The following is a 24,116-nucleotide window of genomic DNA, read 5'->3' as shown; positions in this document are numbered from 1 at the left end:
GGCCTTGCGGAAACGCAGGGCCCGCGTGCTCACGTCCTGTTTGCAGGCAAAGGGGTCGTATCGCGGGCCTGTTCGGACTATGATGGCTCTTGCCGGAAACCCCGGCTGAGGCGGTGTGACCGGAGCATCCTCGAACTCTCGCTTGTAGGTTGCAGGGGGAGTGCACGGTGAGCGTACATCTGAGCCCACAGGCGGACCCGGCCCGCAACCAGCCAGAAGCGCAGGCGGATACGGCCGGCCAGCTTGGAAGCGAGACCGGCGCCGGGCGGATTCCTGGCGGGCCAGCCGAGTTCGACCGCATGGGGCCGCGCCTCAAGGCGATGCTTCAGGTCGCCCGCTATCACGGTGTCGAACTCGATCCGAACGAATTCAGGGCGGCGAGCGGGGGCGCTGTTCCAAGCGCCGCCGATCTTTCGCAATGGGCTCAGAATGCCGGCATGTGGTCGCGCGCGCTCCGCGTCCGCTGGTCGCATCTCCAGCGCTTCGAGCATGCCGGGCCGGTCGTCCTGCTGTTCAATGATGGCGGCGCTGCCCTGCTGACCGGCGCCAGCGCCGAACGCAACGTCGTTTTCCTCAAGAGCGTCGATACGCCCGACGATGCGGAGGCGGTCCCCATCGACGAGCTCCGGCTTTTGCAGGTGTGGTCGGGCGAAGCGGTCCTGTTGCGGGCGGCGCGGTCCTATATAGCCGCCGACGCACCCTTCACCTTCCGCTGGCTGGTCGATCTGGTGCGGCTCGAGGGCCGGCCGCTCCGCGACATCGGCATCGCCTCGTTCACGCTCAGCATCCTGACCATCCTGCCCCCGCTGATCGTCATGACGGTCGTCAACAAGGTGCTGCAGTTCAGCAGTGTCTCGACCCTGGTGTTGCTCTCCGCCGTCATCGCCGTCGTCTTCATCTACGAGACGCTGCTCGGCCACGCCCGACGGCTGATCATCAACGTCGTCGGCGCGCGCCTCGACACCAAGCTGAACCTGCATGTTTTCAGCAGGCTGCTACGCCTGCCGCTCGACTATTTCGAGCGACATCCGGCCGGCGAGACCATGTACCACCTGGCGCAGGTCTATCGCATCCGCGAGTTCCTCACCGGCAAGCTCCTCAGCACGTTCCTGGACCTGATCACGCTCGCCGTGCTGATCCCGGTCATATTCTACATCAACGCCACGCTCGCCTGGATGGTGCTTGCCTGCGCGGTCGTGATCATGCTGATCATCTTTGCCTTTCTACCGCCGCTGCGCCGGGGCTACCAGGACGTGGTCGACGCCGAGACCTGGAAGGCGGCTGCGCTCGGCGAGACCGTCGTCGGCATCAAGACCGTGAAGGCGCTCGGCCTCGAACCGCAACGCAAGGCGCTTTGGGACGAACGGGTGGCCGACGCAGGCAAGGCGCGTCTCGCCTTCGGGCAACTGTCCAATTGGCCGCAAACCCTCGTCACGCCGATAGAGCGCGTCATGGTTCTCGGCACCATGCTGATCGGCGCCTATCTCGCGATGAGCGACCGGTCGGGCTATATGGTCGGCAGCCTGTTCGCCTTCATGATGATCGCGCAACGTGTCGCGCAGCCGCTGGTCGGCCTGGCTCGGCTGGTCGAGGATTACGAGGAGGTCGGCGCCGCGATCGGCGAGGCAGCGTCGGTTCTGAACCGCCCGCTGGAAAGCAGTTCCAATTCTGCCGGCCTGCGGCCAAAGCTCGTCGGCGAAATCAAGTTCAGCGATCTGACTTTCAGCTACATCGGCACCAAGACGCCGGCGCTCGACCGCGTCAGCTTCGAGGTTCCGGCTGGCACGATGTTCGGCATCGTCGGGCGCAGCGGATCCGGAAAGTCGACGATTGCGCGCCTCCTGCAGGGCATCAATCGCGACTACAGCGGTTTCCTCAAGCTTGACGGGGTCGATCTCAAGGAAATCAACCTTCGCCACCTTCGCCAAGGTCTGGGTGTTGTCCTTCAGGACAATTTTCTGTTCCGCGGCTCGATCAGGGACAACATCATCGCCGGACGTCCCGGCCTGACGCTTTCGGACGCCATGCGTGCCGCTCACCTTGCCGGCGCGGCCGAGTTCATCGAACGCATGCCGAACGGCTATGACACCTATATCGAGGAAGGATCGCCCAACCTCTCGGGCGGCCAGAAGCAGCGGCTGGCCATCGCCCGCGCGCTGATCCACGATCCGACCATCCTCATCCTCGACGAGGCGACGAGCGCGCTCGACCCGGAGAGCGAAGCGGTGGTCAGCGCCAATCTCATGCGCATCGCCAGCGGCCGCACCATGATCATCGTTTCGCACCGGCTCGCCTCGCTAACCGAGTGCGACCAGATCCTGGTCATGGAACAGGGCAAGGTGCTCGATGTCGCGCCGCATCCCGTCCTGCTGGAGCGGTGCGGGCTCTACCGGCAGCTGTGGATGCAGCAGAACCGGCATCTTGACGGGCGCCATGGCCGCCTGGCGGCCGTGCCGCCCCGGCTCGTTTGAGGGTCGGCCGGCCATGAGCAGCGCGACCTATCCCACCCTTCCTGCCCGCCGCCGGCTGTCGCAGGCCAGCGATCCGACCGCGCCGGCCATCCTCGAGTTCCAGTGGCCGTCGACAGCGGTCGCCAATGCACCCATTCCGCTGGTGGCGCGCAGCATCGTCTGGATCATCACTAGCCTGGTCGTCGCATTGATCGCGCTCGCGGCGCTGATACCGGTAGACCAGGTTGTCACGACCCGGGGCATGGTCGTGTCGCAATCGCCCAACATCATCGTCCAGCCATTGGAGACAGCGATCGTCCGTTCGATCGAGGTGCGCGAAGGCCAGCGCGTCAAGGCCGGCCAAGTGCTGGCTCGCCTCGACGCCACCTTCGCCTCGGCCGACCTCGCGTCGCTGGCGACCCAGGTGGCGACGCTCGAAGCCGAGGTGGCGCGCCTGAAGGCGGAGGCCGACGGCAAGCCCTTCAGCTATGACGGACTGGATCCGAGCTGGACGTTGCAAGCTTCGATCTTCGAGCGTCGCAAGGCAGTGTTCGATGCCAAGCTGGAAAGCTTCGACCGGCAGCGTGACGAGTTGAGCTCAGTCATCTCGCGCTCTCAGTCGGACGCCGAGGGTTATCGGCAAAGGCTGGCTGTGGCGGCGTCGATCGAGAAGATGCGTCAGCAACTCGAGGAAAGACAGGTCGGAAGCCGTCTCAACACGCTTCTCGCCGAGGACAATTCGGCTGAGATGGCGCGCGCGCTCAGCAACGCCGAGCAGACGACGGAGGCCGCCAAGCGTCAGCGGGCGTCGGCTGAAGCGGAGCGTGACGCCTACATTCAGAGTTGGCGTGCCGAGGTCTCGCAGAGCCTTTCGGATGCCAATTCTCGCGTGTCCGACGCCCGCGAGCTTCTCAACAAGGCGAAGCTGCGCAAACAGCTGGTGGAGCTGAAGAGCGAGGCCGATGCCACCGTTCAGTCGGTCGCCAAAGTCTCGGTCGGCTCGGTCCTGCAGTCCGGGGAGCGCCTGATCACCCTTGTTCCGGCCGACGCGGTGCTCGAGGTCGAGACGAACATTGTCGGCCGCAGCAGCGGCTTCGTTCATGTCGGCGATCCCGTGGCCATCAAGTTCGACACCTTCGCCTATTCGCAATACGGCCTGGCGCACGGAACTGTCCGCATGGTCAGCCCGGACTCCTTCTCCGCTCGGGAGCAGGCGCGCGATCCAAACAGCTCGTTGGCCATGCTGCCCGCGGATGCAGACCTGTTCTATCGCACGCAGATTTCCATCGACGATGTCGCCCTGCATGGCGTGCCCCCCGGCTTTGCGATCAGCCCCGGCATGCCGGTCACCGCGGACGTGAAGGTGGGCCGCAGGACCGTGCTCAAATACATTCTCGGCGCCATGCTTCCGATAGGCCAGGAAGCGATGCGGGAGCCATAGCATGGCGATGCTGGACCGACTGACCGGCTATGCTCGTCCAACGCTTGCATTGCGCCGGGCGATCCAGCTCTCCGGCGACGGCAAGCCCGCCGAGGCCTTCCCGCTCATGGCAATTGCGGCGCGTGCCGGAATCGCGGAGGCTGAGTATCGGGTTGCTCGATGCTATCTCGAAGGTTTGGGCGTTCCGCCCAGCCGGTCAGAAGGTGCGCGCTGGCTGCGGCGAGCGGCCGATCGCGGCAACTCCGACGCGCAATCGCTCCTCGCCGCCCTTTACGCGGCCGGACTGGCAAGCCGGGAGGGCGACGGGAACGGCGCCGCTTCGGCGACCCTGTTCGAACGGGATGTTTCTCGAGAGCCGGACTGGGCAGCGGCGCTCGACCTGGCAACCAAGGCCGCCGAAGCCGGCTCCGCTGCAGGACAGGCGGTACTTGGCTATATCCTGAGCAGGGGCCCCAAAGCGATGCGCGATCTCGATGCCGCGCATGGTTGGTATGAGAAGTCCGCGGCCGCCGGTTGTCCGGAAGGATGCCTTGGTCTTGCCCTTTCCCTGGTCCGGCTGCGGCAGCCGGAGCATAGGAGCAGGATTGCCGCCGAGGTGCGGCGCGCCGCCGATGCCGGGCTGCCGACGGCGATCTACCTTCTTGCGGTCCTCACCGAGCACGGGATGGGTGTGGCCGTTGATCTCGAGGCAGCCGCGCAATTCTACCAGCTGGCCGCGGAGAAGGGCCTTGCATCCGCTCAACTGCGGCTGGGGCACGCGCTGATCGACGGCAGCCTGACGGACAAGGATCCCGTTGCCGGCGAGGCCTGGATGCGCCGCGCCGCCCTGGCGGGAAATCTCGATGCGGCTTATCGGATCGGCGAGCGGCATGTGAAGAGCCCGCGTCCGGACTACGCCGAGGCCGCGACGTGGTACCGGCGGGCGGCCGAGGGAGGTCACCAGCCGGCCGCACGTGCCTTGGCCTCGCTTTACCTCTCCGGGAACGGGGTCGCTCAGGATGCCGATGAGGGGGCACGCTGGCTGCGCGTGTCCGCGAACGGCGGAAATCAACAGGCGCAGGTCGACCTTGCCAACCTGGTGCTATTGGGGGCAGGCGAGCCCACCGACCGCAGCAGCGTCGCCGGATGGTTCGAGGCTACCGCCTCGTCGGGCGACCTGATTGCAGCGTTCAATCTTGGGCTCTGCTTCGCCGAGGGCATCGGTGTCCAAAAAGACGAGGAGCAGGCGGCACGATGGATGGGGCGCGCTGCCGAAGGCGTGGCCGAGGCGCAATATATGTATGCGCGCATGCTTCAAAATGGACGCGGCATGACCGCCGACCAGAAGCAGGCCCGGCTCTGGTTCGAGCGAGCGGCCAATGGCGGCATGGTCGACGCGCAGCTGGCGCTCGCCGAAATGCTTCTCAACGGGCGCGGCGGCGAATCCATGCCCGTGGCTGCGGCGCAACTTTTCAAGCGGGCCGCCGCGGCCGGCCACGCCGGGGCGATGTTTGCGATCGGCGCGCTGTACGAGAGCGGCAAGGGTCTTTCACGTGACCCTGCAACTGCCCAGAAATGGTTTACCGCCGCGGCCGAGCGGGGGCATGGCCATGCGCAGCTGATGCTAGGACGCTACTTGTCCGAGGGCCTCGCCGGAGAGCGCGACCCTGCGGCAGGCCGCGTCTGGCTTGAACGGGCGGCGGCGCAGGGTGTTCAAGAGGCCTTGGACGAGCTTCGGGAACCTGCCACGGTCTGAGCGCCGTCATTTCGGCAAAAAAGGTCCCCGGCGGATTGCCCTGCCCGGCACTCATGCCGTGCCGTGCGCAGGGGAACCCGCCGCGCTTACGACGCGTCGAGGGGCGGTTCGCAAAAGCGTGCAGCGGTTTGCGCGACATGCAGAAAACAAAGACTTAAAGCGCGTCGCCTGGAGCCGTTCAGCGCGAGGTGCTTTAGGCAGAGACGCGCCTGGCAGCCGGCTTGTCCGGTTCTGAAGCTGGCCGCGGGAAGGGCTCGACCTGTCCTCCGGTCTTGTCCAGATACTGCATGAGCGCGGTCACAAGGTGGTAGAAGATGCTGGCAGGAACTTCGCTCGCCACCGACCGTCCGCGCTCGTCGATCCTGTCGATCCACAGGCCAAGCGGCGCCGGATCGATGTGCCATCTGAAGAGGCGGGCGACGCGGGCCTCGATCTCCGGCTTCAGATCCGGTCCGCCGATACCGTCCAGGGCGGCGGCCGCCTTCACGGCCTCGCATTGCGGCCAGCTTCGAGAGACCCGGTCGAGGGGGATTCCGGTCCGCGACACGGCCGCGTAGGCCAGGCCCGTGGCGCGGTTCAACCCGCTGGCGACCGCCGAGGAATAGAGCTTCCTTGCATAGGCCGCCAGGTCCTTCTGTCCGCTCGCCTTGGCGAAGTCGACGAGCAGGGAGGCCCATTCGAAATGGTGCCCCGGCTCGGTCCACTGGCCATCGTCTCCCGGCAAGGGCTGCCAATCGCCGTCGAAACGTTCGCCGAGCGTCCAGCTTTCCGGATCGAAGAAATGGCACCGGAAGAGATCGATGACGCGCGCGGCGCGGCGCAGATAGGCGCGGTCGCCGGTGACGTCATGCCAGGCAAGAAAGGACTCCAGCATATGCATATGCGGGTTCGAGAAACGCGCCCCTTTCCACCCGGGGGACTCGAGGAAGCCGTTCAGGCTGTTGTCCTCCAGATGGTTGTCGATGAAATGGAATGTCTCCTGCGCCAGCCGCAAGGCATCCTGGTGGCCGCATCGATGCGCATGGGCAAGCGCCAGCAGCACGCAGGAATGGTCATAGGCGTCCTCCGCCGGGTCAGCCACGCTGCCATTGGGTTGAAGCGTGCGCACCCACCCGCCGCGCTCGGTGCGGCCATGTTTGGCGATGAAGCTGATGCCGTGGTCGATGAGCCTGTCGGCCGGTCCGGTCCAGCCGCGTTCCTTGGCCACGGCAAAGGCGTAGATCTGCCGCGCCATCGTGCGCATCCGCTTGGGTTTGCCCAACGGTCTTGCATCGAAGCCGAGAGCTTCGTGGAAGCCGCCATGGACATCGTCGACACCCGCGGTGGACCATAGTGGCAGGGTCTCGTCGAAGAGCCAGTGCTCGACGCGCTTGCGCCAGGATCCGCTGACGATCACGCGGTCTTCCGACGGCGTGAACTTGGTCTCCAATCGCCCGCTCTTCTCCAACTGCTCGACGACTTTCTTGACGTTCTGGCTGTGGCTGACGGGAGCGACGAAGACGGCATCGGTTGTCGCCACCACCGCCACATCCTTCATGCCGATGACGGTCAATAGCCTTCCCTGACTTCTGAGGTAGGAACCGGTACAATCCATGGCGACGACGTCGCCCATGACGACATTGCCGTCGTCGTCGGCCGGACTCGCCTCGAGCAGCGATTGCCAAGATCCTAGGTCGTTCCAGCGGAATGAAGCGGTCGCCATCGCGATGCCGCGCGCCTGCTCCATGACCGCATAGTCGATCGATATCGAGGGGATGGCCGAATAGAAGCTCAGCGGCAGATAGATGCCCGAGACCTCGACACGCGCGGCCTTGTAGGCCCGCTCGGCCGTCTCCCAGATCTGCGGCTGGAACTCCAGAAATGCTTGCCTCATCGTCTCGGCGCGGAACAGGAAGATGCCGGCGTTCCAGTAGAACCGTCCCGAAGAGACATATTTTTGCGCCGTCTCGGCGTCGGGCTTTTCGACGAAGCGCGACACTGCGGCCACGCCGTCGCCCTTCGCCGCAACCTCGATGTAGCCGTATCCGGTCTCGGGATGGGTCGGCTGGATGCCGAACACGACGATGCTTCCGGATTGGGCGGCGGGACTGCCCGCCTCGACGGTCTGCCAGAATTGCGCCTCGGTCGATATCTCGTGATCGGACGGGACCACCAGCACAAGGGCGTCGCCGCCATGTTCGGCGATGGTCTGCAGCGTGGCTATCGCAACCGCCGCGGCGGTGTTGCGCCCGACCGGCTCGAAGATCGGCCTGCCGCCGTTCAGGCCGAGCGGGGATATGTCGGAGAGGACGCGTTCGGCATGTCGCTCGGATGCGATCAGATAGACGGGCGTCTCGCCGGCCGGCCGGGCCTTGAGCCGCCGCACCGTCTTGGTCAGCATCGAGCCGTCGCCCGAGAGGTCGTGGAACTGCTTGGGATTGTCCTCGCGCGAGAGGGGCCACAGCCGTGAGCCGACGCCTCCGCTCATGACGAAACTTACGATCCGGTCCGGCATGGTCCAGTTCCCTCAGAATGTCTGGTTATAGGCTCCGACCCCTGGATTGCGGCGCAGGACCGCATCGAGAGCCTCGAACATCTCCCGACGTCGTTCAGCCGAGACGGGGCTCTCCACCACGACGACGATTTCGGGCTTGTTCGACGAGGCCCTGACGAGGCCCCAGGTGCCGTCCTGGGCAACGACGCGCACCCCGTTGACAGTGACGAGATCAGCCAGCGGCTGCCCGGCGAACTCGATCCCGTCCTCCCTCATTTTCGTGAAGTCTCCGACGACCTTCGCGACCACCCCGTATTTCTCCTCGTCGGCGCAGTGGGGCGACATGGTCGGGGTGCCGAAGGTCAACGGCAGGTCGCGATAAAGCTGCGCAAGCGTCTTGCCTGGATTGCGGTCGAGCATCTCGCAGACTGCGATCGCCGTGACGAGCCCGTCGTCATAGCCGCGCCCGATCGGCGGATTGAAGAAGAAATGTCCCGATTTCTCGAAGCCGGCCATGGCGCCGAGTTCGGCAACACGCCTCTTGATGTAGGAATGGCCGGTCTTCCAGTAATCCGTCGTCGCGCCGTTTTGCGCGAGAACGGGATCCGTCATGAAAAGCCCGGTCGACTTCACGTCCACCACGAAGACGGAGTTCGGATGCAGACCGGAAATGTCGCGCGCCAGCATGACGCCGACCTTGTCGGCAAAAATCTCGCTGCCCTCATTGTCGACCACGCCGCAACGGTCGCCGTCGCCATCGAAACCGAGCCCGAGATCGGCGCCCGTCTCGAGAACCTTGTCCCGGATCGCATGCAGCATCTGCATGTCCTCGGGATTGGGATTGTAGCGCGGAAACGTGTGGTCGAGTTCGACATCCAGCGGGATGACCTCGCAGCCGATGCGCTCCAGCACCTGCGGCGCAAAGGCCCCCGCGGTGCCGTTGCCGCAGGCAGTCACCACCCTCAGCTTCCTCCTGATCTTCTTCCCGGCGGTCAGGTCTTCGATGTATCTGTCGCGGAATCCGGTGATGTACTCGTAGCTTCCGCCGCCCACCAGATCGAAATCACTATCCAGCACGAGCTTTTTCAGGGCTGTCATTTCCTCCGGGCCGAAGGTCAGGGGCCTTTGGGCTCCCATCTTCACACCGGTCCAGCCATTTTCGTTGTGGGAGGCCGTGACCATGGCCACCGAGGGAGCGTCGAGCGCGAACTGCGCGAAATAGGCCATGGGGGAAAGCGCCAGGCCGATGTCCTTGACCCGCGCTCCAGCCGCCATCAGGCCGCAGACCAGCGCCATCTTGATGGCCATGGAATAGCCGCGAAAGTCGTGACCGGTGACGATCTCCGGACCTACGCCCATTCGGCGGATCAGCGTGCCCAGTCCCATGCCGAGCGCCTGCACGCCCATCAGGTTGAGTTCGGGCTCTTTCTCGGAACCCGCATGGCCGAACCACCAGCGCGCGTCATATTCGCGAAAGCCAGTGGCTTTTATGAGAGCGCTGGTCTCGAAGGTGAATGAATTCGGCTTGGCCTGGCCGACAATGTTCAGGGTCACGGCTTCTGCTCCGCAATTGCCGCCCAGTCATTACCCCAAAGTCCTATCATGCTGGCGGTCGCGCGCCGCTTCATGAATTCGGATAGCCCGGCACCGCCTCATCCGATAGGTGCATGCCCGCCGATGGCCGAAAGGATATCTCGTCCGGGCTCTAACGGTTCGTATCCTGAACGGTGCGCGTCCCGTTCAGGCTCTCACGAAAGCTGGCCTGCAAATGCCGCTGATCGCATTCCATGAGACAGTCGATGAAAGGCGTTTCCGACGCCTGGCTCGCCTTCTCGAGGGCATTCGGTCTGAAATCGGGCGCGAATCCGCGGAACTCCAGTCGTCCGGTGAGAGAATGGAGCAATGCGCAGCGTTCTCCTTGGAGGCGATGGACAACGGCGAGGATTCCAAGCGCCTGTCCGCCAAGGTCGATGCACTCGCGCGGACTCTGGCGATGAACCGGGTAAGACAGGCATCTCTGGAAGAACAGATCGCGCTTGTAGACGGTGCTCGGGCAGGGCTGTCGCGCATTCTCGATTCCCATAGGGTGTAGGTCCTACGCCAATTGGCGGCATTTACCTTCCTTCAGCCGGGGATAGTCTCTTTCGGGCAGTCTGGGATCGCGGGGCCTCAGCCTTCAATGAAAATATCAGCCGGAGACCAGGGATCGTCTGCATCTCGACGGCAGGCGCGCAAGATTGCGACCTGCGCCGGCAGGAGACATTGAATGGACCGCATGTTCCCCCAGAGATGGCCCTCGGCAACGGACCAGCTGGCTTCCGCCAGTCACGAGTTCATCGGTCTTTCCGACATAACCGGATTTTTGAAATGCTATGTCGGAACGATCGTTGCCTCGCTGGTCGCGGCATTCCTGGTGGCCTTGTTCTACAATTCAACCACCGACCCGGCTTTCACGGCGAGCACGCAGATCCTGATCGAGCCGAGGCTGCCGCAGCATCTCCAGGACGGCGGCGAGGTGACCCTGTCCTTGGACACCGCCCAGGTTGAAAGCCAGATCGCGGTGATGCAGTCGGAAAAGATCGCGGCGATGGTTCTCAACCAGCTGAAACTCGTCGACGACCAGAAGTTCAACCGGCCTCAGACTCCGCCGCTCCTGGACCGGTTCAGGAAGGTAGAAGCGATGCTGGTCGAGGCTGTCGGCCTGCGGGATAGCGCGCGCTTCGGCTGGCTTCGGGAGCATTTCGGTCTGAGCATTCGCGAAACGCCGGCGACCCTCACCGAATATGAAAAGGGCCGGCGCGCGATGTCGATCTTTCGAGACGGCCTCGACGTCCGCCGGGTCGGCGTTTCCTACGCCATAGACATATCCTTCACCGCCCTCGACCCCGAAGCCGCAGCCAACATCGCCAACGCGACGGCCGATGCCTTCGTGCGTGAGCAGATCGAAACCAAGGCGGAAGCGGCAAAGGAAGGCGGCGCGTGGCTGGAGACGCGTCTCGAGCAGCTTCGCACCCAGATGAACAAGGCGATGGCGAAGGCTCAGGAGTTCCGTTCACGGCACGACTACAGCGTCAATGGCGAGGGAGCGGCGGAAGACGAGGCGAACGCTGTCCCGACGCTTGAAGAGCTCGAGACGACCGCCGAGACCTATCAGAAGATGTATGAAAGCTTTTTGCAGGCCTATACCAATTCGGTGAATCAGCAATCCTACCCGGTTGCCGACGCGCGGGTGATCACCGCCGCCACCGCGCCGCTCTATCCGAGCGCCCCAAGGCCGAAGCTGATCCTGGTGTTCGCGGCCGTCGCCGGGCTCATTCTCGGAATCGCGCTCTCCTTTGTGCGGCATACGTTCGACTGGACGATAAAATCGCCGCGGCACATCCGTGACAATCTGGGCGTCGAATGTGTCGGAGAACTGCCGCACATCGGCAGGGGCAGGGAGACCGGTCGGGTCGATGAGGTGCTCAGGCATCCGCATTCCCGATACAGCCACAGCCTCAGGAAAGCGCGGACCGAAATCAGCCTTTCCGAGACCGATCATCCGATCAAGTTCCTTGGTTTGACTGCCGTGTCCAACGACGGCTCGAAGAGCTCGGTCGCCAGCAATCTTGCCACGCTCTATTCGATGTCCGGCCTGAAGACCCTGGTGATCGATGCCGACGTCCGGCAACCGACCATGACGACGCGACTGCTCGGTCCGTCGAGCGGGCTCGACAGACCCTGCCAGGATCTCGTCCGGCTCAACATCATCTGCACTCCGGGCCGCCCGTTCGACTTGCTTCCAAGTTCGGTGGTGGATGCCAAGAACCTGCTGGCGGCGAAGAACATGGAGGCGTTTTTCTCGGACCTGGCCGCCTGCGATCTCGCCGCCTACGCCTATGACGTCGTCATCCTCGACCTGCCCACGCTTGCTTCGGGGCCCGACATGCTGAAGGTCGGCTCGATCCTGGACGGCGTCGTTATGGTCGCCGACTGGGGCAAGACGCACCTCGAGACGCTCAAGGATCTTACCAGGATGCTGCAGACCAGCAGGACGCCCATTCTTGGTGTGCTCCTGGCGCGAGCCCGGACGATGACGTTCTCGCACCGCAAGGCATGAAACGGGTTGCTCTATGTTTTTCTTTTTCGAGGTCGCCAAAGCGTCGAGGGGATCATTCCTTGGGATTAGGGGGATAGCCCCGGAGCATTTGCGCTACCACCTTTGCCGTCCTTGCCCGCTGGCCCTGGGCTTGGAACATTAACGCGAACAAGTTCGAACCGGCGACCGGCCCATGACAACCAACGCCTTCGAGAAGCAGTCGCATAGGGGACCTGGCATCTGGGTCCCGCCATTTCTGCCGGTGACCGCCGACAGCCGGCCGGCGGTCGCGCATGCTGTTTCGGCGTCCGAACCCAACAACGCCGGGGCGGTGTTGACGGACCTGTCGCCGTCTTTCAGGACAGGAGCGACAAACCCTCCTTTGGGTGGGCTCTCGAAGCGGATCATGGATCTGGTCATAGCCACGACAGCGCTGGTCCTGGCCACGCCCGTGATGATCGTCGTTGCACTGCTTATCAAGATAACGGCAGGAGGTCCGGCAGTGTTCTCGCACAGCCGGGTGGGCTTCGGCGGCAAGCCGTTCAACTGCTACAAGTTCCGCTCGATGGTCATGAATTCGGAAGAAGTGCTCAAAGCATATCTCGAGGCCAATCCGGATGCCGGCATGGAGTGGAAGGAGACCCACAAGATCAGGGACGATCCTCGCGTCACGCGGCTCGGTTGGATGCTTCGCAAGTCGAGCCTGGACGAGCTTCCCCAGCTATTCAATATCATCAGGGGCGACATGAGCTGCGTGGGCCCAAGACCTATCGTGCACGACGAGCTGAAGCGCTACGGCGATCACGCGGGGGAGTATCTCCGCACCAGACCGGGGCTAACCGGCCTATGGCAGGTCAGCGGCAGAAGCAGCGTGGACTATCCGAGCCGCGTGGCATTGGACAGCCAGTATGTGCGCAACTGGTCAGTCTGGCTCGACCTCACGATCCTCGTCAGGACCGTGTTCGCGGTGATGCGCTTCGACAGGGCGTCCTGAGACCGCACCGGCAACGTTTAGCAACGATGGAGCGTGACGCTTTCCGGCGCCCGCGATTCAGTCACCGCTCGTTCCGCCTCCAACGCGCGGCCAGAGAAAGCCCGACGATATAGGCGCAGGCCAGCGCGAACGCCAGGACGAGGAATCTGGTTACGGTGACGTAGCCGGGCAGTCCAAGGCCGTTCCAGGCAAAGCTGCCGATCACGAGCAGCGCAGTCGCCGCGATCAGGGCGGGAGCTTTGAAGCGCAGCCCCATCAGAACGCCTGCCGCCGATACAGCGACTACACTCATGAGCACCGACATCTCCAGTTAGGGTACCACATGGGACCGTTGGCCTGCTGCGGCAGGGGTACCCGGCTATTGCAATTTGCCGTCGGGCGAATCCCGTGCGCTGATGCGGAAAGCGATCGAATGCACTGATATGCGGCCTCAAAATGCATGGCAAGTGCCGGGGTTGAATGATCCCCTGCCTATCGCCAACCTGCCTGCACTTTTTTGGTGAGTGTGGCCAGGGCAGTTCAATTGTGGAGAGGAAGTCTCCCGCTCGCTATCGCAAGCGCGGTGATATTTGGGTCGATAATCGACGACGCCCGGCGGACGACGATCGGCCGCCCTCGCGATCATCCACGCCGGTCAGTTGGTTCCCTGAATCGGAAGCGTCTCTGCCTGCATGCCTCCGGCTGCCGGCAGGGCGGCCAAGCCGGACTTCGGCCTGGGAATCTCGATCTTCACGGTATCGCCCGGCTCTATCGGGGTCGTTTCCTCAACCGCGAGTTCTTCCGACCCGCCTGCCGTCGTCCTGACGATCTTGAAGACGGGCTTGGCACTTTGCGCACGCTCCCTCAAGGCAAGCAGGGCAGGGGCCGTGACCTCGGTGTCATGCAGCAGTTGCACCGCGGTGTCGGCTTTGCTGGTGATTTCATTGAGCTGCTGCTGCGTTTCACGCAAGGCGCCTGCGATCTCGTTGGCGTGCTGATTGCCGAGGTTGAGGATCTCGATGTCGGTCTTGCTTATCTCCTGCCGCACCCGCAACAGCGAGGTCTCGGCTACCAGTTTGTCGCTCTGCATCTGGGCCAGCGTACCCTCCAGGGACAGCTCCCGCGGCGCCACCGCCAGCCCTTTCTGCACCAGCGTCGAGACCCCGGCGAGTTCCTTCTGGATGAGGTCGATCTGTTTGTCTCGGAAGGTCAGCTGCTGGCCGAGCGAATCCAGTTCCTTTTCCAGAAACTCCTTCAGTTCGCGCAGGGAGCGCAGTTGCGTCGTCATGGCATCCCTGCGGACGGCGAAGATCTTGCGCTCCTGCTCCATCGCCACCGCGACCGTCGGATTGGAAGCCCGCTCCTTCAGCTCTGGGGGGAAGGAGATCTCGTCGCTGCCGGCCTGTTCGGACTCCAGCCGCGCCTTGCGGGCGAGCAGGCTGACGCTGGACTGCGCCAGCAGATCTACGTCGCCCTGGCCCGCGATAACTTCACGCTCGAGCCTCGGCAGATCTTCGTCGCGTGTCCGCAAGCCGCCGGCGACACCCATTGCCTGCAACACGGTCAGTCCGGGTCTGTACGGAAACTCGCCCGGCTGCGCGACGTTGCCGACTACGTAGAACGGTCTGTACTGGGCGATTTCAACGGCGACATCCGGCGGCCGTCCAAGACCCATCTGCTGCATCAGGCGGCTGCCGATCGCGCGGGCAAGATCGCCGGGGGCGGTTCCCTGCGCGCGTATCTGGCCGACAAATGGAAGGAAGAGCGTGCCGTCGGCGCCGACGGTGAAATCGTCGTTGAGCGCCGTCCATTCGAAGAACACGTCGCGCGATGCGCGCCATTCGTAGACTTTGAGCCGGACCTTGTCCTGCGGGCCGAGGAGATACTCGGCAGCCTTCGCAGGCATCGTGCAAGCACCCGCGGCCGCCGCGAGTGAAGCCACTGCCGTTATCATCCATTTCCGCATTGTCGTGTCCACCGTCAGATCTTCAGGATGTATTCGGGTTCGATCCGTCCCATGGCGACATGGCGGATCGCCAGCATGTTGCCTCTCAACCTGCCCCTGCGGTCGACATAGGGCTCCGGCCGCAGGCTCTTTGCGAGGTTGGCCGCAATGTTCCTGAACATCAGCGGAAGCACGAAAGAAGCTGGAACGGAGCCTTTCCTGATCAGATAGATGGGATTGGCGACCTGGGAGTAGCCGAACCGCTCTCCGCTTACGCGTCCTGTCTTGATGCCGAGATGGACGCCTCTGATCGACGTCACACAGACCACTCGGCCCCTGGCTCTCAGTTGGCTGGTGAAATCAATGTCTTCCTGCCAGCCGTAAAGGACGAGGCGCTCGTCAAAGCGCAGATCGCCAACGAGCGAGCAGCGAACGGACATGTTGCACCCGTAAGCGCCGACATGGTCGACCACCGATGGTTCGTCAGGTCTTTTGCCCGCGGCCTCGCGCAGCGCCGCTTCGGCATCTTGCCAGGTCAGGCCTGCATTGCCGGCTCCGTCCCTGACGACGTGCCCCATCACCACGGCCCATCCGCCGTTTTCCGCGAACGCCTTCTCGACCTGCTCCAGATAATCCGCGGAGGGAACGAAGTCGTCATCGAAGAATGTGATGACGTCAAACCGTCCCAGGCAGGATGCCAGAGCGGTGTTGCGCTGTGCGCACAATCCCACCGGCCCGAACACCAGCGACAAGGCGAAAGGGCAGCTTTCCGGCAGCTCGACATGCGCGGAGCCGGGCGCCGACAATATGACCTCGTCGGGAAGCCTCGTCTGGCCGCCCAGATAGGCAAGCAAGCGCGCGAGCTGTTCCTTGCGGCCGAGGGTCGGGATGATCACTGCAAGTTTCATGCTCGATCCACGCGTCGGTTTGCACGAGGCTAGACCGATCAGCGGAGCGAAACAGCATGCATAAAAGGTGACGAAACCAGCCGGGCCTACCTCCGGGCCTAGGCTTTCGGAGTATTCCCGCCGGTGAACGTCCCAGCCATAAGGATGAGGCAAGCATGCGCGCGAAGCAGTCGATACCCGATCGGACAACTTGCCCGAAGCGTTCCGTGGAACGGAGATTGCGGGGTCTATTGGTGCGAGAGGATCCATGCTCCACGAACGCTCTTCCGATTTGGCGGTCGCCGCCAAGATCGAGATGCCCATCGACGAACTCCCCGACGCGCCGGAGCTTCGCGTCGACAGACAAGCAAGGATAGCCGTCGTTCACGACTGGTGCCCGAACTTCCGCGGAGGCGAACGGGTCCTGGCGCAAATCTGCAAGCAGTTCCCCAATGCTGAAATCTTCACGCTTTTCGATTTCCTGACTGCGGAGGTGAAGGAACAGTATTTTCGCGACGTGGAATTCCACACCTCCGCGGCCAATCGGCTCCCGATGGTGCAGAAATTCTACCGCTCGCTGTTCTTTCTCTGTCCCTTTCTGATCGAGCAGTTCGACGTGACTGGGTACGACGCGGTGATCTCGTCTTCAGCCGCATTCTCGCGTGGCGTGATCACGCGGCCGGACCAACCTCATCTTTGCTATGTGCATAGCCCCGCCCGCTACGCCTGGGATGAGCAGTTTTCCTATCTCCAGCAGGGGCGGCTTGGCTTCGGGCCCAAGGGTATGCTCTACCGGTACATGCTCCATCGTCTGAGGACGTGGGACACGAGGACCGCGCACGGTCCGGACCTGATGCTGGCGAACTCGACCTACGTTCGCTCCCGGATCCAGCACATCTACGGACGCGACGCACGCGTCGTCTTTCCGCCGGTTGCGCTCGCCGAACTACCCTGCGTGGAGGATAAGGACGACTACTACGTTTCGGCATCCTTTCTGGCTCCATATAAGCGCACGGACCTGGTCATCCGCGCCTTCAACGAAATGCCGCAGCGGCGCCTGGTGATTGTTGGCGAAGGGCAGCAATCGGCCAGCCTGCGCGCGCTTGCCGGCCCCAACATCAGTTTTTCCGGTTACCTGCCCCGGCAGGACTACGTGGATACCGTGGCGCGCGCGAAGGCGATGGTCTTTGCGGGCTGCGAGGACTTTGGCATAGCCCTGGCCGAGGCGCAGGCCTGCGGAACGCCACTGATCGCTTTCGGCCGCGGCGGGGCAGTCGACATCGTGCGCCGCCTCGGCTCATCGCCGGAGCCGACGGGCGTACTGTTCAAGGCCCAGACGGTCGATCACCTCAAGGATGCGGTCGAACTGTTCGAGGAGAACAGCCTCGCGATCGCGCCCGGCGCCTGCTCCAGGAATGCGGAACGGTTTTCCGAAGAGAACTTCGACCGCGCCATCCTGGAATCGCTTGCGACCGTCCAGGCATTGCACGAGATCAGGTGAGTTCGCGAACCCTGACGATCCTGGTCTGCGTATCGATGCCGTCGGCGGCGGCCATCGCTTCGAGATAGCGCAGGGCCGTCGCCCTCCAGCTGTATGCCGAGGCTCTCGCCCGCCCCTTGCTGATCATCTGCAGGCGCAGGGAATGGGAATTGTGGAGCTGCATGAAGCAGTCGAACCAGGCGTCGGGTTCGTCCGGAGGCGCAAACAGCGCCGAGCTGCCGCAGACTTCAGGAAGGCTCGCTCGGTCGGAAACCACCACCGGGCAGCCGAGAGCCATCGCCTCGAGGGCGGGCAAGCCGAAGCCCTCCGTGAGCGAGGGAAAGGCCAGGCACAGCGACTCTCCCAGCAATGCCGCCAACTGGCCGTCGGAGATACGGCCCAGCCAATGGACGTTTTGGGCATCGATCCTGGCTTGTCCCGACTTGAAGACGTGCGGCTGAGACATGCCGACAATGGCGATCTCGAGCCCGGCTTCGGCTAGGCGCCCAGCCATGTTGAGGACAAGCCCCACATTCTTGTGAGGAGTCGTGCTGCCGACCATGACGATGGTGTTGCGCGAGGCTGCCTTTCGTGTCGCCGACGAATGTTCAGGGTTCCATCGCAGGGCATGCTCATGGCCGTTCGGAGCCACGAAAGCCCGTTGCGCGGGGATGACGCCGCGGCGGACCAACTCGCCCATTGAGTAGTGGGAAACGGTTGAGAGGCTGCATGCGGACTTGCCGAGGCACGGCAGCAAAGCCCTATAGGCGCTCCTGAAGGCCAGCGAGTAGCTTTGCGGGGCATTCCAGACATTCGCATCATGAATGCAGACGATATGTTTTCGCGAAAGCAAGGGTCCCGTGTTGCAAAGGCTGAGCAGGCCGCTGCCGGCAAGCGATGCGGGCAATTGCGTCTGCTCCCATACATGGCCGCTCGCGCGGCCGACCTCGCGGCGACCGATGCAAGCCAGCGGCATCTCCTCCGATTCCGGCGGACAGTGCAGTGCGACTTCCAGGCCCCGCGCCAGAGGCACCTGTTCTGCGATCAGCGTGTCGAGGCAATGGACGACCTCGCGCGCATAGCGCTGCACGCCTGTCGTCGACTGAGACAGGAAACGTCCATTGATTGCCCAGCGCCGTGCCATGGCACCCCCTTCGACTTCAGTCTGGAGCGGCGAGGACGCCGGGTCACCATGGCCATCGGGTCATCCGGCTAAGCGGAAATCATTCGGATGGGCGAGATGGGATGCGCCTTCTACCTCAAACGTCTGAGGACCTCGCTGTCGCCGGGAATGCTAGTCTTTTGCTCGGGCGCCGAAAGTACCGGGGAAGGGGCATGGCAAAACTCGAATACGACGCGACGGAGCTGCCATCGAACCCCAAACAGTGGAACGGGCATCGCGCCGGCATACCATTGACGAGGTCGCTTGCCGAGAACGCCGAAAACCTGATCGGGCATCCCGGCTGGCGGTGGGCCGAACAGAAAACCTCAAGACGGCGCTGGACCGTCAACGGAGATTTCACGACGCTTCGGCCGAACGGAGTGGCCCGTTATGCCCGCGAGGTGACCATGGCGCTCGATGCGCTCATCTCGGAGCGGCATCCGCTCGCTCGCGACCTCGAGATCGATCTTGTGGCGCCGCGCCCGCTTTCCGAACCGCTCCAACTCGACGCCATCCCGGTGCGGGTCGTTCCCGAGTTCAGCAAGCCGCGGCTCCCGCAATTCTGGGTGCAGGCGCAGTTGCCCAGGCACGTGCCCGGTGGATTGCTGAGCTTCTGTAATCTCGCTCCCGTCTTGGTGAGGCGCCAGATCGCATGCATTCACGACATGCACACCAGGCTTATGCCGGCGAGCTATGGACGGGGTTTCCGATGGGCGCACCGCCTTATCCTGCCCGCGCTCGGCAGGCGGGCGGCCCGCATCACAACCGTCTCGCAGCTGTCGCGAAGCCATCTGGTGGGATTCGGCATTGCCCCGGATGAAAACATCGTCGTCACCTATAATGGCAGCGACCACGCGAAGAGATGGGATGCAGCAAGATCCTCGTTGAGCGTCGATCGCGGCAGGCCCTATGTCCTTTGCCTTGGCCGGCGGGATCAGGAATACAAGAACATGGGACTTCTCGCCAGGGTGGCCCAACTTCTCGACGATATGGGTCTCGACCTCTGGATGCCAGGCGACGTCGACGAAACCACGATCCTTCGCTACGTCCCGAAACTGCCGACCAATATCGTCCTCCTCGGGCGCATCGGGGATGATGATTTCAAGAAGGCGCTCGAAGGCGCTCTGTGCTTCCTGTTTCCGTCACGCATCGAGGGCTTTGGGCTTCCTGCGGTCGAAGCAATGGCGTCGGGCTGTCCCGTCATTGCCTCGACCTCGCCCTGCCTCCCGGAGGTCTGCGGCGACTCGGCCTTGTATGCCGACCCCGAGGATGTCCATTCCTGGGCCGAGAAGATCCGTCAGCTCATGAACAACTCATCGCTGCGAGAGTGGTTGATAGCCAAGGGACATGCTAGGGCAAGCAGCTATTCGTGGCGGTGGATCGCCTGGAAATACCTCGAGCTGATGGTGCAGGTGGACGCCGATTTCGAGGAGGTCGCCGGTTGACGCAGCGTGGGCAGCCACGTTCTCGCGCCCCAGTGGATGACGGACTTGATCCAGGAGGGCAGCATGAATGAGCGGATCGATCCAAACCGACTGGACGCCGCGGGCGGACAGGCCTCCTCCAGGACGGTTCTTTTCGACAACTCGCTGTCGATCCTGAACAGGACTGGCGCCTATCACATTGCCAAGGATCTGACGCGGGAATTCGTCCCTGGCGGGGCCGGGATCCGCTACTGGCGGCTGGGTTCCTTCGCTCCCGAAGGCCTGGTCCGCAAGATTGTGGCTCGGCTCATGATGCTGGAAATCAACTGGCTGCAGGATAGCGAGTTTCTGCTGATCCGTGACGAGGTCGAAAGGTGCGGCTTCCGGCTGTTTCTGGATCCGCTTTATGTTCTCAGGTCACGTCTGACTGACAACGATATCGTCCTGTGCCACGATGTCGGGCCGCTGACGCATAGCGAGCTCTACGACGAACGGACCAGCGCCAACTACGAACTTGCTTATCAGAAGATCCGGCGCGTCAAGCCGGGACTCGTCTTCGTCAGCGATTTCTCGGCAAAGCAGTTCAGGTCCCTTTTCGGCTCTGATTTCTGTTTCCTGCGGACCATCCCCCTGTACCTACGCACCGAACTGTTCGACGGCTCGGCGGAGAAGGTCCCTGGCGTCGGCAGCCGCTATTTTCTCACGGTCGGCGCATTCGAAACCCGCAAGAACCAGATCGCCGCCCTTAAAGCCTATCGGGACGGCAGTTTCCATCGCGAGGGGATAGACTATGTGCTATGCGGGTCGCGCGGTGATGGTCATGCGGAGATCGCGGAGCTTGCCAGAGCCACTCCTGGAGTGAAGCTCATGGGCTTCGTGCCGGATGCACAGCTACGCTGGCTCTACGCAAACGCCGAGGCTTTCCTGCTGCCTAGCCTTCTCGAAGGTTTCGGGATGCCGGCACTGGAGGCCGCCTATATGGGATTGCTGCCGATAGTGTCAGCCGACAGTGCGCTGGTGGAGGCGGTGGGCGGCCAATGCTTGCAGGTTCGGCCGGATCATCCCCCGGCAATTGCCGGCGCGATGTGGAAAGCGCTTTCGCGAAGCCCGGAGGAGAAAGCCCAAACGAGCCGATCTCTTCGCGACACGGCGGCAACCGCAACCAAGGATCGGTTCCTGCAGCAATGGAAGGATTTGCTGGCCGCGCACACCACTGCAAATGCAGCACTGCACGATCTGCAGGCGGGACATCAAATACCCTAGGCCTAATGTCGTATCTACCCAACCGTTTTGCCGAAATGCGTGACTGGTACGCTGTCTTATACTTGGCCGCACTGGAGCTTATGCATTGCTTTCATGAAACCCGGCAGCCATCACCAACGAGATCAGGCAGCAGGAGATGAAGTGACCAGCGTCGACGTCATCATTCCGTGCTATAACTACGCGCATTATCTGCCCCAATGCGTGAACAGCGTCGTCAGCCAAGATGTCGACGATCTGAGGGTGCTGATCATCGACAACGCCTCTATCGATAAAAGCGTCGAGGTGGCTCGTCGCCTGGCCGAAAAGGATCGCAGGATCGAGGTTGTATGCCACGAGACCAACCTCGGGCCTCATGCCTCTTTCAACGAGGGTATCGACCGGGCGCGGGCTGACTACTTCATGATCCTGTGCGCCGACGACATCCTTGTGCCGGGCGCCCTCCGGCGCGGCATGGAGATTCTGGAACGCTGTCCGGAAGCGACCTTCGTCCTTGGGGCCAGTTCGCAGCCGTTCATGGGCGATATACCGCCTGAACTGGACCCGCTGCCTGAGGGCGGCAGTCTTTTGAGCGGACGCGATTACATCAGGCAGTGCTGCGCTGCTGCCGGAGAAAATTCCGGGGCGCATGCAATTCTCGTCCGGACGCCTGTCCAGAAATCCGTGGGCTACTATTGCGCCAATCTCACACATATGGACGACCTGGAAATGGTGATGCGGCTCGCCAGCATGGGATCGGTCGCAAGGCTGCGCGGAGCGCTTGTATCGCAGCGCATGCACGTCACGAACCAACTGAGCGTGCTGTGGCATGACCGCCTGAGCGACCTTCAGGAGCGCGAGGCGGCATTCAACAGCTTCTTCTGCCGAGAGGGCTGGGACATACCCGGTTCGAAACGCCTGCATCGCACTGCCATGCAGCAGATCGCGGCGACCGCCTTCTGGTCGGCGGCATCGCATTTCTACAGGGGCAAGCTGTCCGCAGGGCTCAGCCTCTTACGTTACAGCCTCGGGCTAGATCCGACCTTGGCCATATTGCCCCCCGTCGATTATCTGTTCCGCACCCAGGGCGCCCTCCGCCGCATGGCGGCAGTCATGTCGGGCGCGTCGCGATGAACGCGCTCATGTAGCCCCGGATTGCCGCAATCGAATTCGCTGGCCTGACGGTACCGTTCAACGACGGGCTTGCGGCGCTTTCTGCCTGAAATGGCAGTTCAGGACACGATCAAAAACTGAACCGCTCTCGCGTTGCCGCTTGGCGGAAGATCCGCAGCGCGTTCACCATTTCGTCCAGCAGTGGATGACGGGTGACCAGCAGGCCGCAAATCCATCCCGTCGCGACGAGCGCGCCGGCAAAGAGCGCTTGGATCAGCGAAAGCTGAAAGCTGAAGCCATTGGCCATGAGAACGGCAAGCGAGCCAACCATGCTTGCGCCGGCGACGACCGCGCTCCTGCGGACGGCGAACGCAATCTCGCGCCATTTGATGGAAAGCCGTCGGCGCACGAAGCTGAGGGAGACAAATGCCTGAAACGGCACGATGACCATCAAGCTCAATGCGGCGCCATGGAGTCCGGCAGACAGGACGGCTGTGGCCATGACTGCGATCGAGACAGGAACGACGATAAGCGTCCGCAGGAACATGTCCTTGATCGAACCCATTGCAACCATCACCGGATAATTCAGCTCGAAGCTGAAGGAAAAGAGCGACGCGACGGCAATGATCTGCACCAGCGGGGCGGCCTCCCTCCACTGGTGGCCAAGCAATGTATCCACCGTCGGGTAGGCCAGCGCTGCAAGTGCCAGCAGCGCTGGCCAATGAAGGCAAGTGATCAATTCAAGAGCGCCCAGGTATGGTTGTTTCGGGTCGCTGCCTTCCCTCAGCGACCGCGAGAACGCGGGAAGGACGACCGACATCGCGCCGCCGAGGATTAGTTTGTCCGGTATCTGGCATACCGTGAGGCCGCGGCTGAACAATGCGGCCGCTCCTGGCGATATTAGCCGGCCCAACAGTAAGGGCGGGAGCGCCTCGTATCCTTTCGACAGGAGCACCATCGCACCGTTGTAGCCGCCGAAGGCAGTCATTCCGCGCCATTGGCTGAATGTCGGCTTGAACATCCAGAAGTGTGGCCATAGCGCAAGGGCAAGAAGCGATGTGACGACACTGCTTGCAAGCCACGCCCAGGCAAAGCTCATATAGCTGAACCCCGCCAGCGCCAGCGCCACGGTCGTCATTCCTGCCGCGGCAGCTCCGGAAACGTTTATTAGGGCGACCCTGCCGAAAGCCATTTCCCGCCGGAGCAGAGCGATCACCTGGATGGCCACCGTATCGACAACCACGCAAACGGACACTAGCCGCAGGTAGGGAACCAACTCATACTCCTCGAAGGAGGACGCCAATGCCGGGGCGGCTGCCACCAGGAAGGCGGCGATCCCCAACGAGACGGTGAGCATCAAGCTGAATGCTCCGCGAATGTCCCTGCGGCTCAGAACAGGACGCTGGATGATGAAGCTGGAACTGGCGAATTCGCGTGCCGACATCGCCATGCCCAGGATCGCCAGGCAGATCACCGAAACGCCGATTTCAACAGGGGTCAGAATGCGGGAAACAGCGGCGATTGTGGCAAAATTGAACGCAATCGTGATGTAGCGTTCGCCTGAACTCAGCAGAAGTGCGCGTCTGACGATATTCATGGGCATCCCGAATGTCGGCGGCGACGGACAGCGCCACCGGTCCCGGTCGGAGACACGCAGAAAGACCACAGATGGCCTGCGCGGAGTAGCGGTCAAAAGGACGTAGGTCCGACGTTTGA

The 24,116-nt window shown here is 63.0% G+C and carries 17 protein-coding genes; 9 read left to right on the top strand and 8 right to left on the bottom strand.

The genetic code is table 11. The annotated features are described in order from the left end of the window. The first annotated feature begins 167 nt into the window (after positions 1–167). From EJ074_RS10020 to EJ074_RS10010, 3 genes are read left to right on the top strand one after another with little or no spacing between them, the layout of a single operon-like run. Positions 168–2,471, top strand: coding sequence for a peptidase domain-containing ABC transporter (locus tag EJ074_RS10020; protein WP_245454819.1), 2,304 nt, complete (start codon positions 168–170; stop codon positions 2,469–2,471). Between the two features lie 13 nt (positions 2,472–2,484). Further along, a complete protein-coding gene (locus EJ074_RS10015) occupies positions 2,485–3,891 on the top strand; it encodes an HlyD family type I secretion periplasmic adaptor subunit (RefSeq protein ID WP_129553220.1) in 1,407 nt (468 codons plus the stop codon). A 1-nt stretch (position 3,892) separates the two neighbouring features. Then, entirely contained in the window at positions 3,893–5,626 is a 1,734-nt protein-coding gene (locus tag EJ074_RS10010; RefSeq protein WP_129553219.1) for an SEL1-like repeat protein, read from the top strand. 193 nt (positions 5,627–5,819) lie between these two features. On the opposite strand, the gene EJ074_RS10005 is transcribed toward EJ074_RS10010, so the two are convergent. The 3 genes from EJ074_RS10005 to EJ074_RS09995 form a co-directional block, all read right to left on the bottom strand. Next, positions 5,820–8,120 (bottom strand): AGE family epimerase/isomerase, encoded by a 2,301-nt coding sequence (locus tag EJ074_RS10005; RefSeq protein ID WP_129553218.1) that lies wholly within the window; start codon positions 8,118–8,120, stop codon positions 5,820–5,822. A 12-nt stretch (positions 8,121–8,132) separates the two neighbouring features. Further along, a complete protein-coding gene (locus EJ074_RS10000) occupies positions 8,133–9,653 on the bottom strand; it encodes a phosphomannomutase/phosphoglucomutase (protein WP_129553217.1) in 1,521 nt (506 codons plus the stop codon). A gap of 151 nt (positions 9,654–9,804) precedes the next feature. Beyond that, positions 9,805–10,182, bottom strand: a complete 378-nt coding sequence (locus EJ074_RS09995; protein WP_129553216.1) for a hypothetical protein — start codon at positions 10,180–10,182, stop codon at positions 9,805–9,807. A gap of 183 nt (positions 10,183–10,365) precedes the next feature. Here EJ074_RS09995 and EJ074_RS09990 point away from each other — a divergent pair, with 183 nt between their 5' ends. After that, a complete protein-coding gene (locus tag EJ074_RS09990; protein ID WP_129553215.1) occupies positions 10,366–12,198 on the top strand; it encodes a GNVR domain-containing protein in 1,833 nt (610 codons plus the stop codon). A gap of 172 nt (positions 12,199–12,370) precedes the next feature. Next, positions 12,371–13,171, top strand: coding sequence for a sugar transferase (locus tag EJ074_RS09985; protein ID WP_245454818.1), 801 nt, complete (start codon positions 12,371–12,373; stop codon positions 13,169–13,171). 61 nt (positions 13,172–13,232) lie between these two features. On the opposite strand, the gene EJ074_RS09980 is transcribed toward EJ074_RS09985, so the two are convergent. The 3 genes from EJ074_RS09980 to EJ074_RS09970 all read right to left on the bottom strand — a co-directional run bounded on the left by EJ074_RS09980 (position 13,233) and on the right by EJ074_RS09970 (position 16,003). After that, positions 13,233–13,463: a hypothetical protein gene (locus tag EJ074_RS09980; RefSeq protein ID WP_129553214.1), complete on the bottom strand. Its 231-nt coding sequence runs from the start codon at positions 13,461–13,463 to the stop codon at positions 13,233–13,235. Between the two features lie 342 nt (positions 13,464–13,805). After that, positions 13,806–15,056: a polysaccharide biosynthesis/export family protein gene (locus EJ074_RS09975; protein ID WP_245420506.1), complete on the bottom strand. Its 1,251-nt coding sequence runs from the start codon at positions 15,054–15,056 to the stop codon at positions 13,806–13,808. A gap of 74 nt (positions 15,057–15,130) precedes the next feature. Further along, positions 15,131–16,003, bottom strand: a complete 873-nt coding sequence (locus EJ074_RS09970; RefSeq protein WP_129553213.1) for a glycosyltransferase — start codon at positions 16,001–16,003, stop codon at positions 15,131–15,133. Positions 16,004–16,298: 295 nt separating this feature from the next. Here EJ074_RS09970 and EJ074_RS09965 point away from each other — a divergent pair, with 295 nt between their 5' ends. Beyond that, on the top strand, positions 16,299–17,483 hold the full coding sequence (locus EJ074_RS09965; protein ID WP_245454866.1) for a glycosyltransferase: 1,185 nt from the start codon (positions 16,299–16,301) through the stop codon (positions 17,481–17,483). On the opposite strand, the gene EJ074_RS09960 is transcribed toward EJ074_RS09965, so the two are convergent. Further along, entirely contained in the window at positions 17,476–18,606 is a 1,131-nt protein-coding gene (locus EJ074_RS09960; RefSeq protein WP_129553211.1) for a glycosyltransferase family 1 protein, read from the bottom strand. The genes EJ074_RS09965 and EJ074_RS09960 overlap by 8 nt on opposite strands. A gap of 191 nt (positions 18,607–18,797) precedes the next feature. Here EJ074_RS09960 and EJ074_RS09955 point away from each other — a divergent pair, with 191 nt between their 5' ends. The 3 genes from EJ074_RS09955 to EJ074_RS09945 all read left to right on the top strand — a co-directional run bounded on the left by EJ074_RS09955 (position 18,798) and on the right by EJ074_RS09945 (position 22,421). Continuing rightward, positions 18,798–20,069: a glycosyltransferase family 1 protein gene (locus EJ074_RS09955; protein ID WP_129553210.1), complete on the top strand. Its 1,272-nt coding sequence runs from the start codon at positions 18,798–18,800 to the stop codon at positions 20,067–20,069. A gap of 63 nt (positions 20,070–20,132) precedes the next feature. After that, positions 20,133–21,311 carry a glycosyltransferase gene (locus EJ074_RS09950; protein WP_129553209.1) on the top strand — a complete coding sequence of 393 codons (1,179 nt, stop codon included), beginning with the start codon at positions 20,133–20,135 and terminating at the stop codon, positions 21,309–21,311. Between the two features lie 141 nt (positions 21,312–21,452). Beyond that, positions 21,453–22,421 carry a glycosyltransferase family 2 protein gene (locus tag EJ074_RS09945; protein WP_129553208.1) on the top strand — a complete coding sequence of 323 codons (969 nt, stop codon included), beginning with the start codon at positions 21,453–21,455 and terminating at the stop codon, positions 22,419–22,421. Between the two features lie 109 nt (positions 22,422–22,530). Here EJ074_RS09945 and EJ074_RS09940 read toward each other — a convergent pair whose 3' ends face one another. Further along, positions 22,531–23,997 (bottom strand): oligosaccharide flippase family protein, encoded by a 1,467-nt coding sequence (locus EJ074_RS09940; RefSeq protein ID WP_129553207.1) that lies wholly within the window; start codon positions 23,995–23,997, stop codon positions 22,531–22,533. Between the last annotated feature and the right edge of the window lie 119 nt (positions 23,998–24,116).

The organism is Mesorhizobium sp. M3A.F.Ca.ET.080.04.2.1 (assembly GCF_003952525.1).
GTDB lineage: Bacteria > Pseudomonadota > Alphaproteobacteria > Rhizobiales > Rhizobiaceae > Mesorhizobium.
Note: the sequence above shows the minus strand (reverse complement) of the source record. Positions and strands in the feature narration are given on the sequence as shown.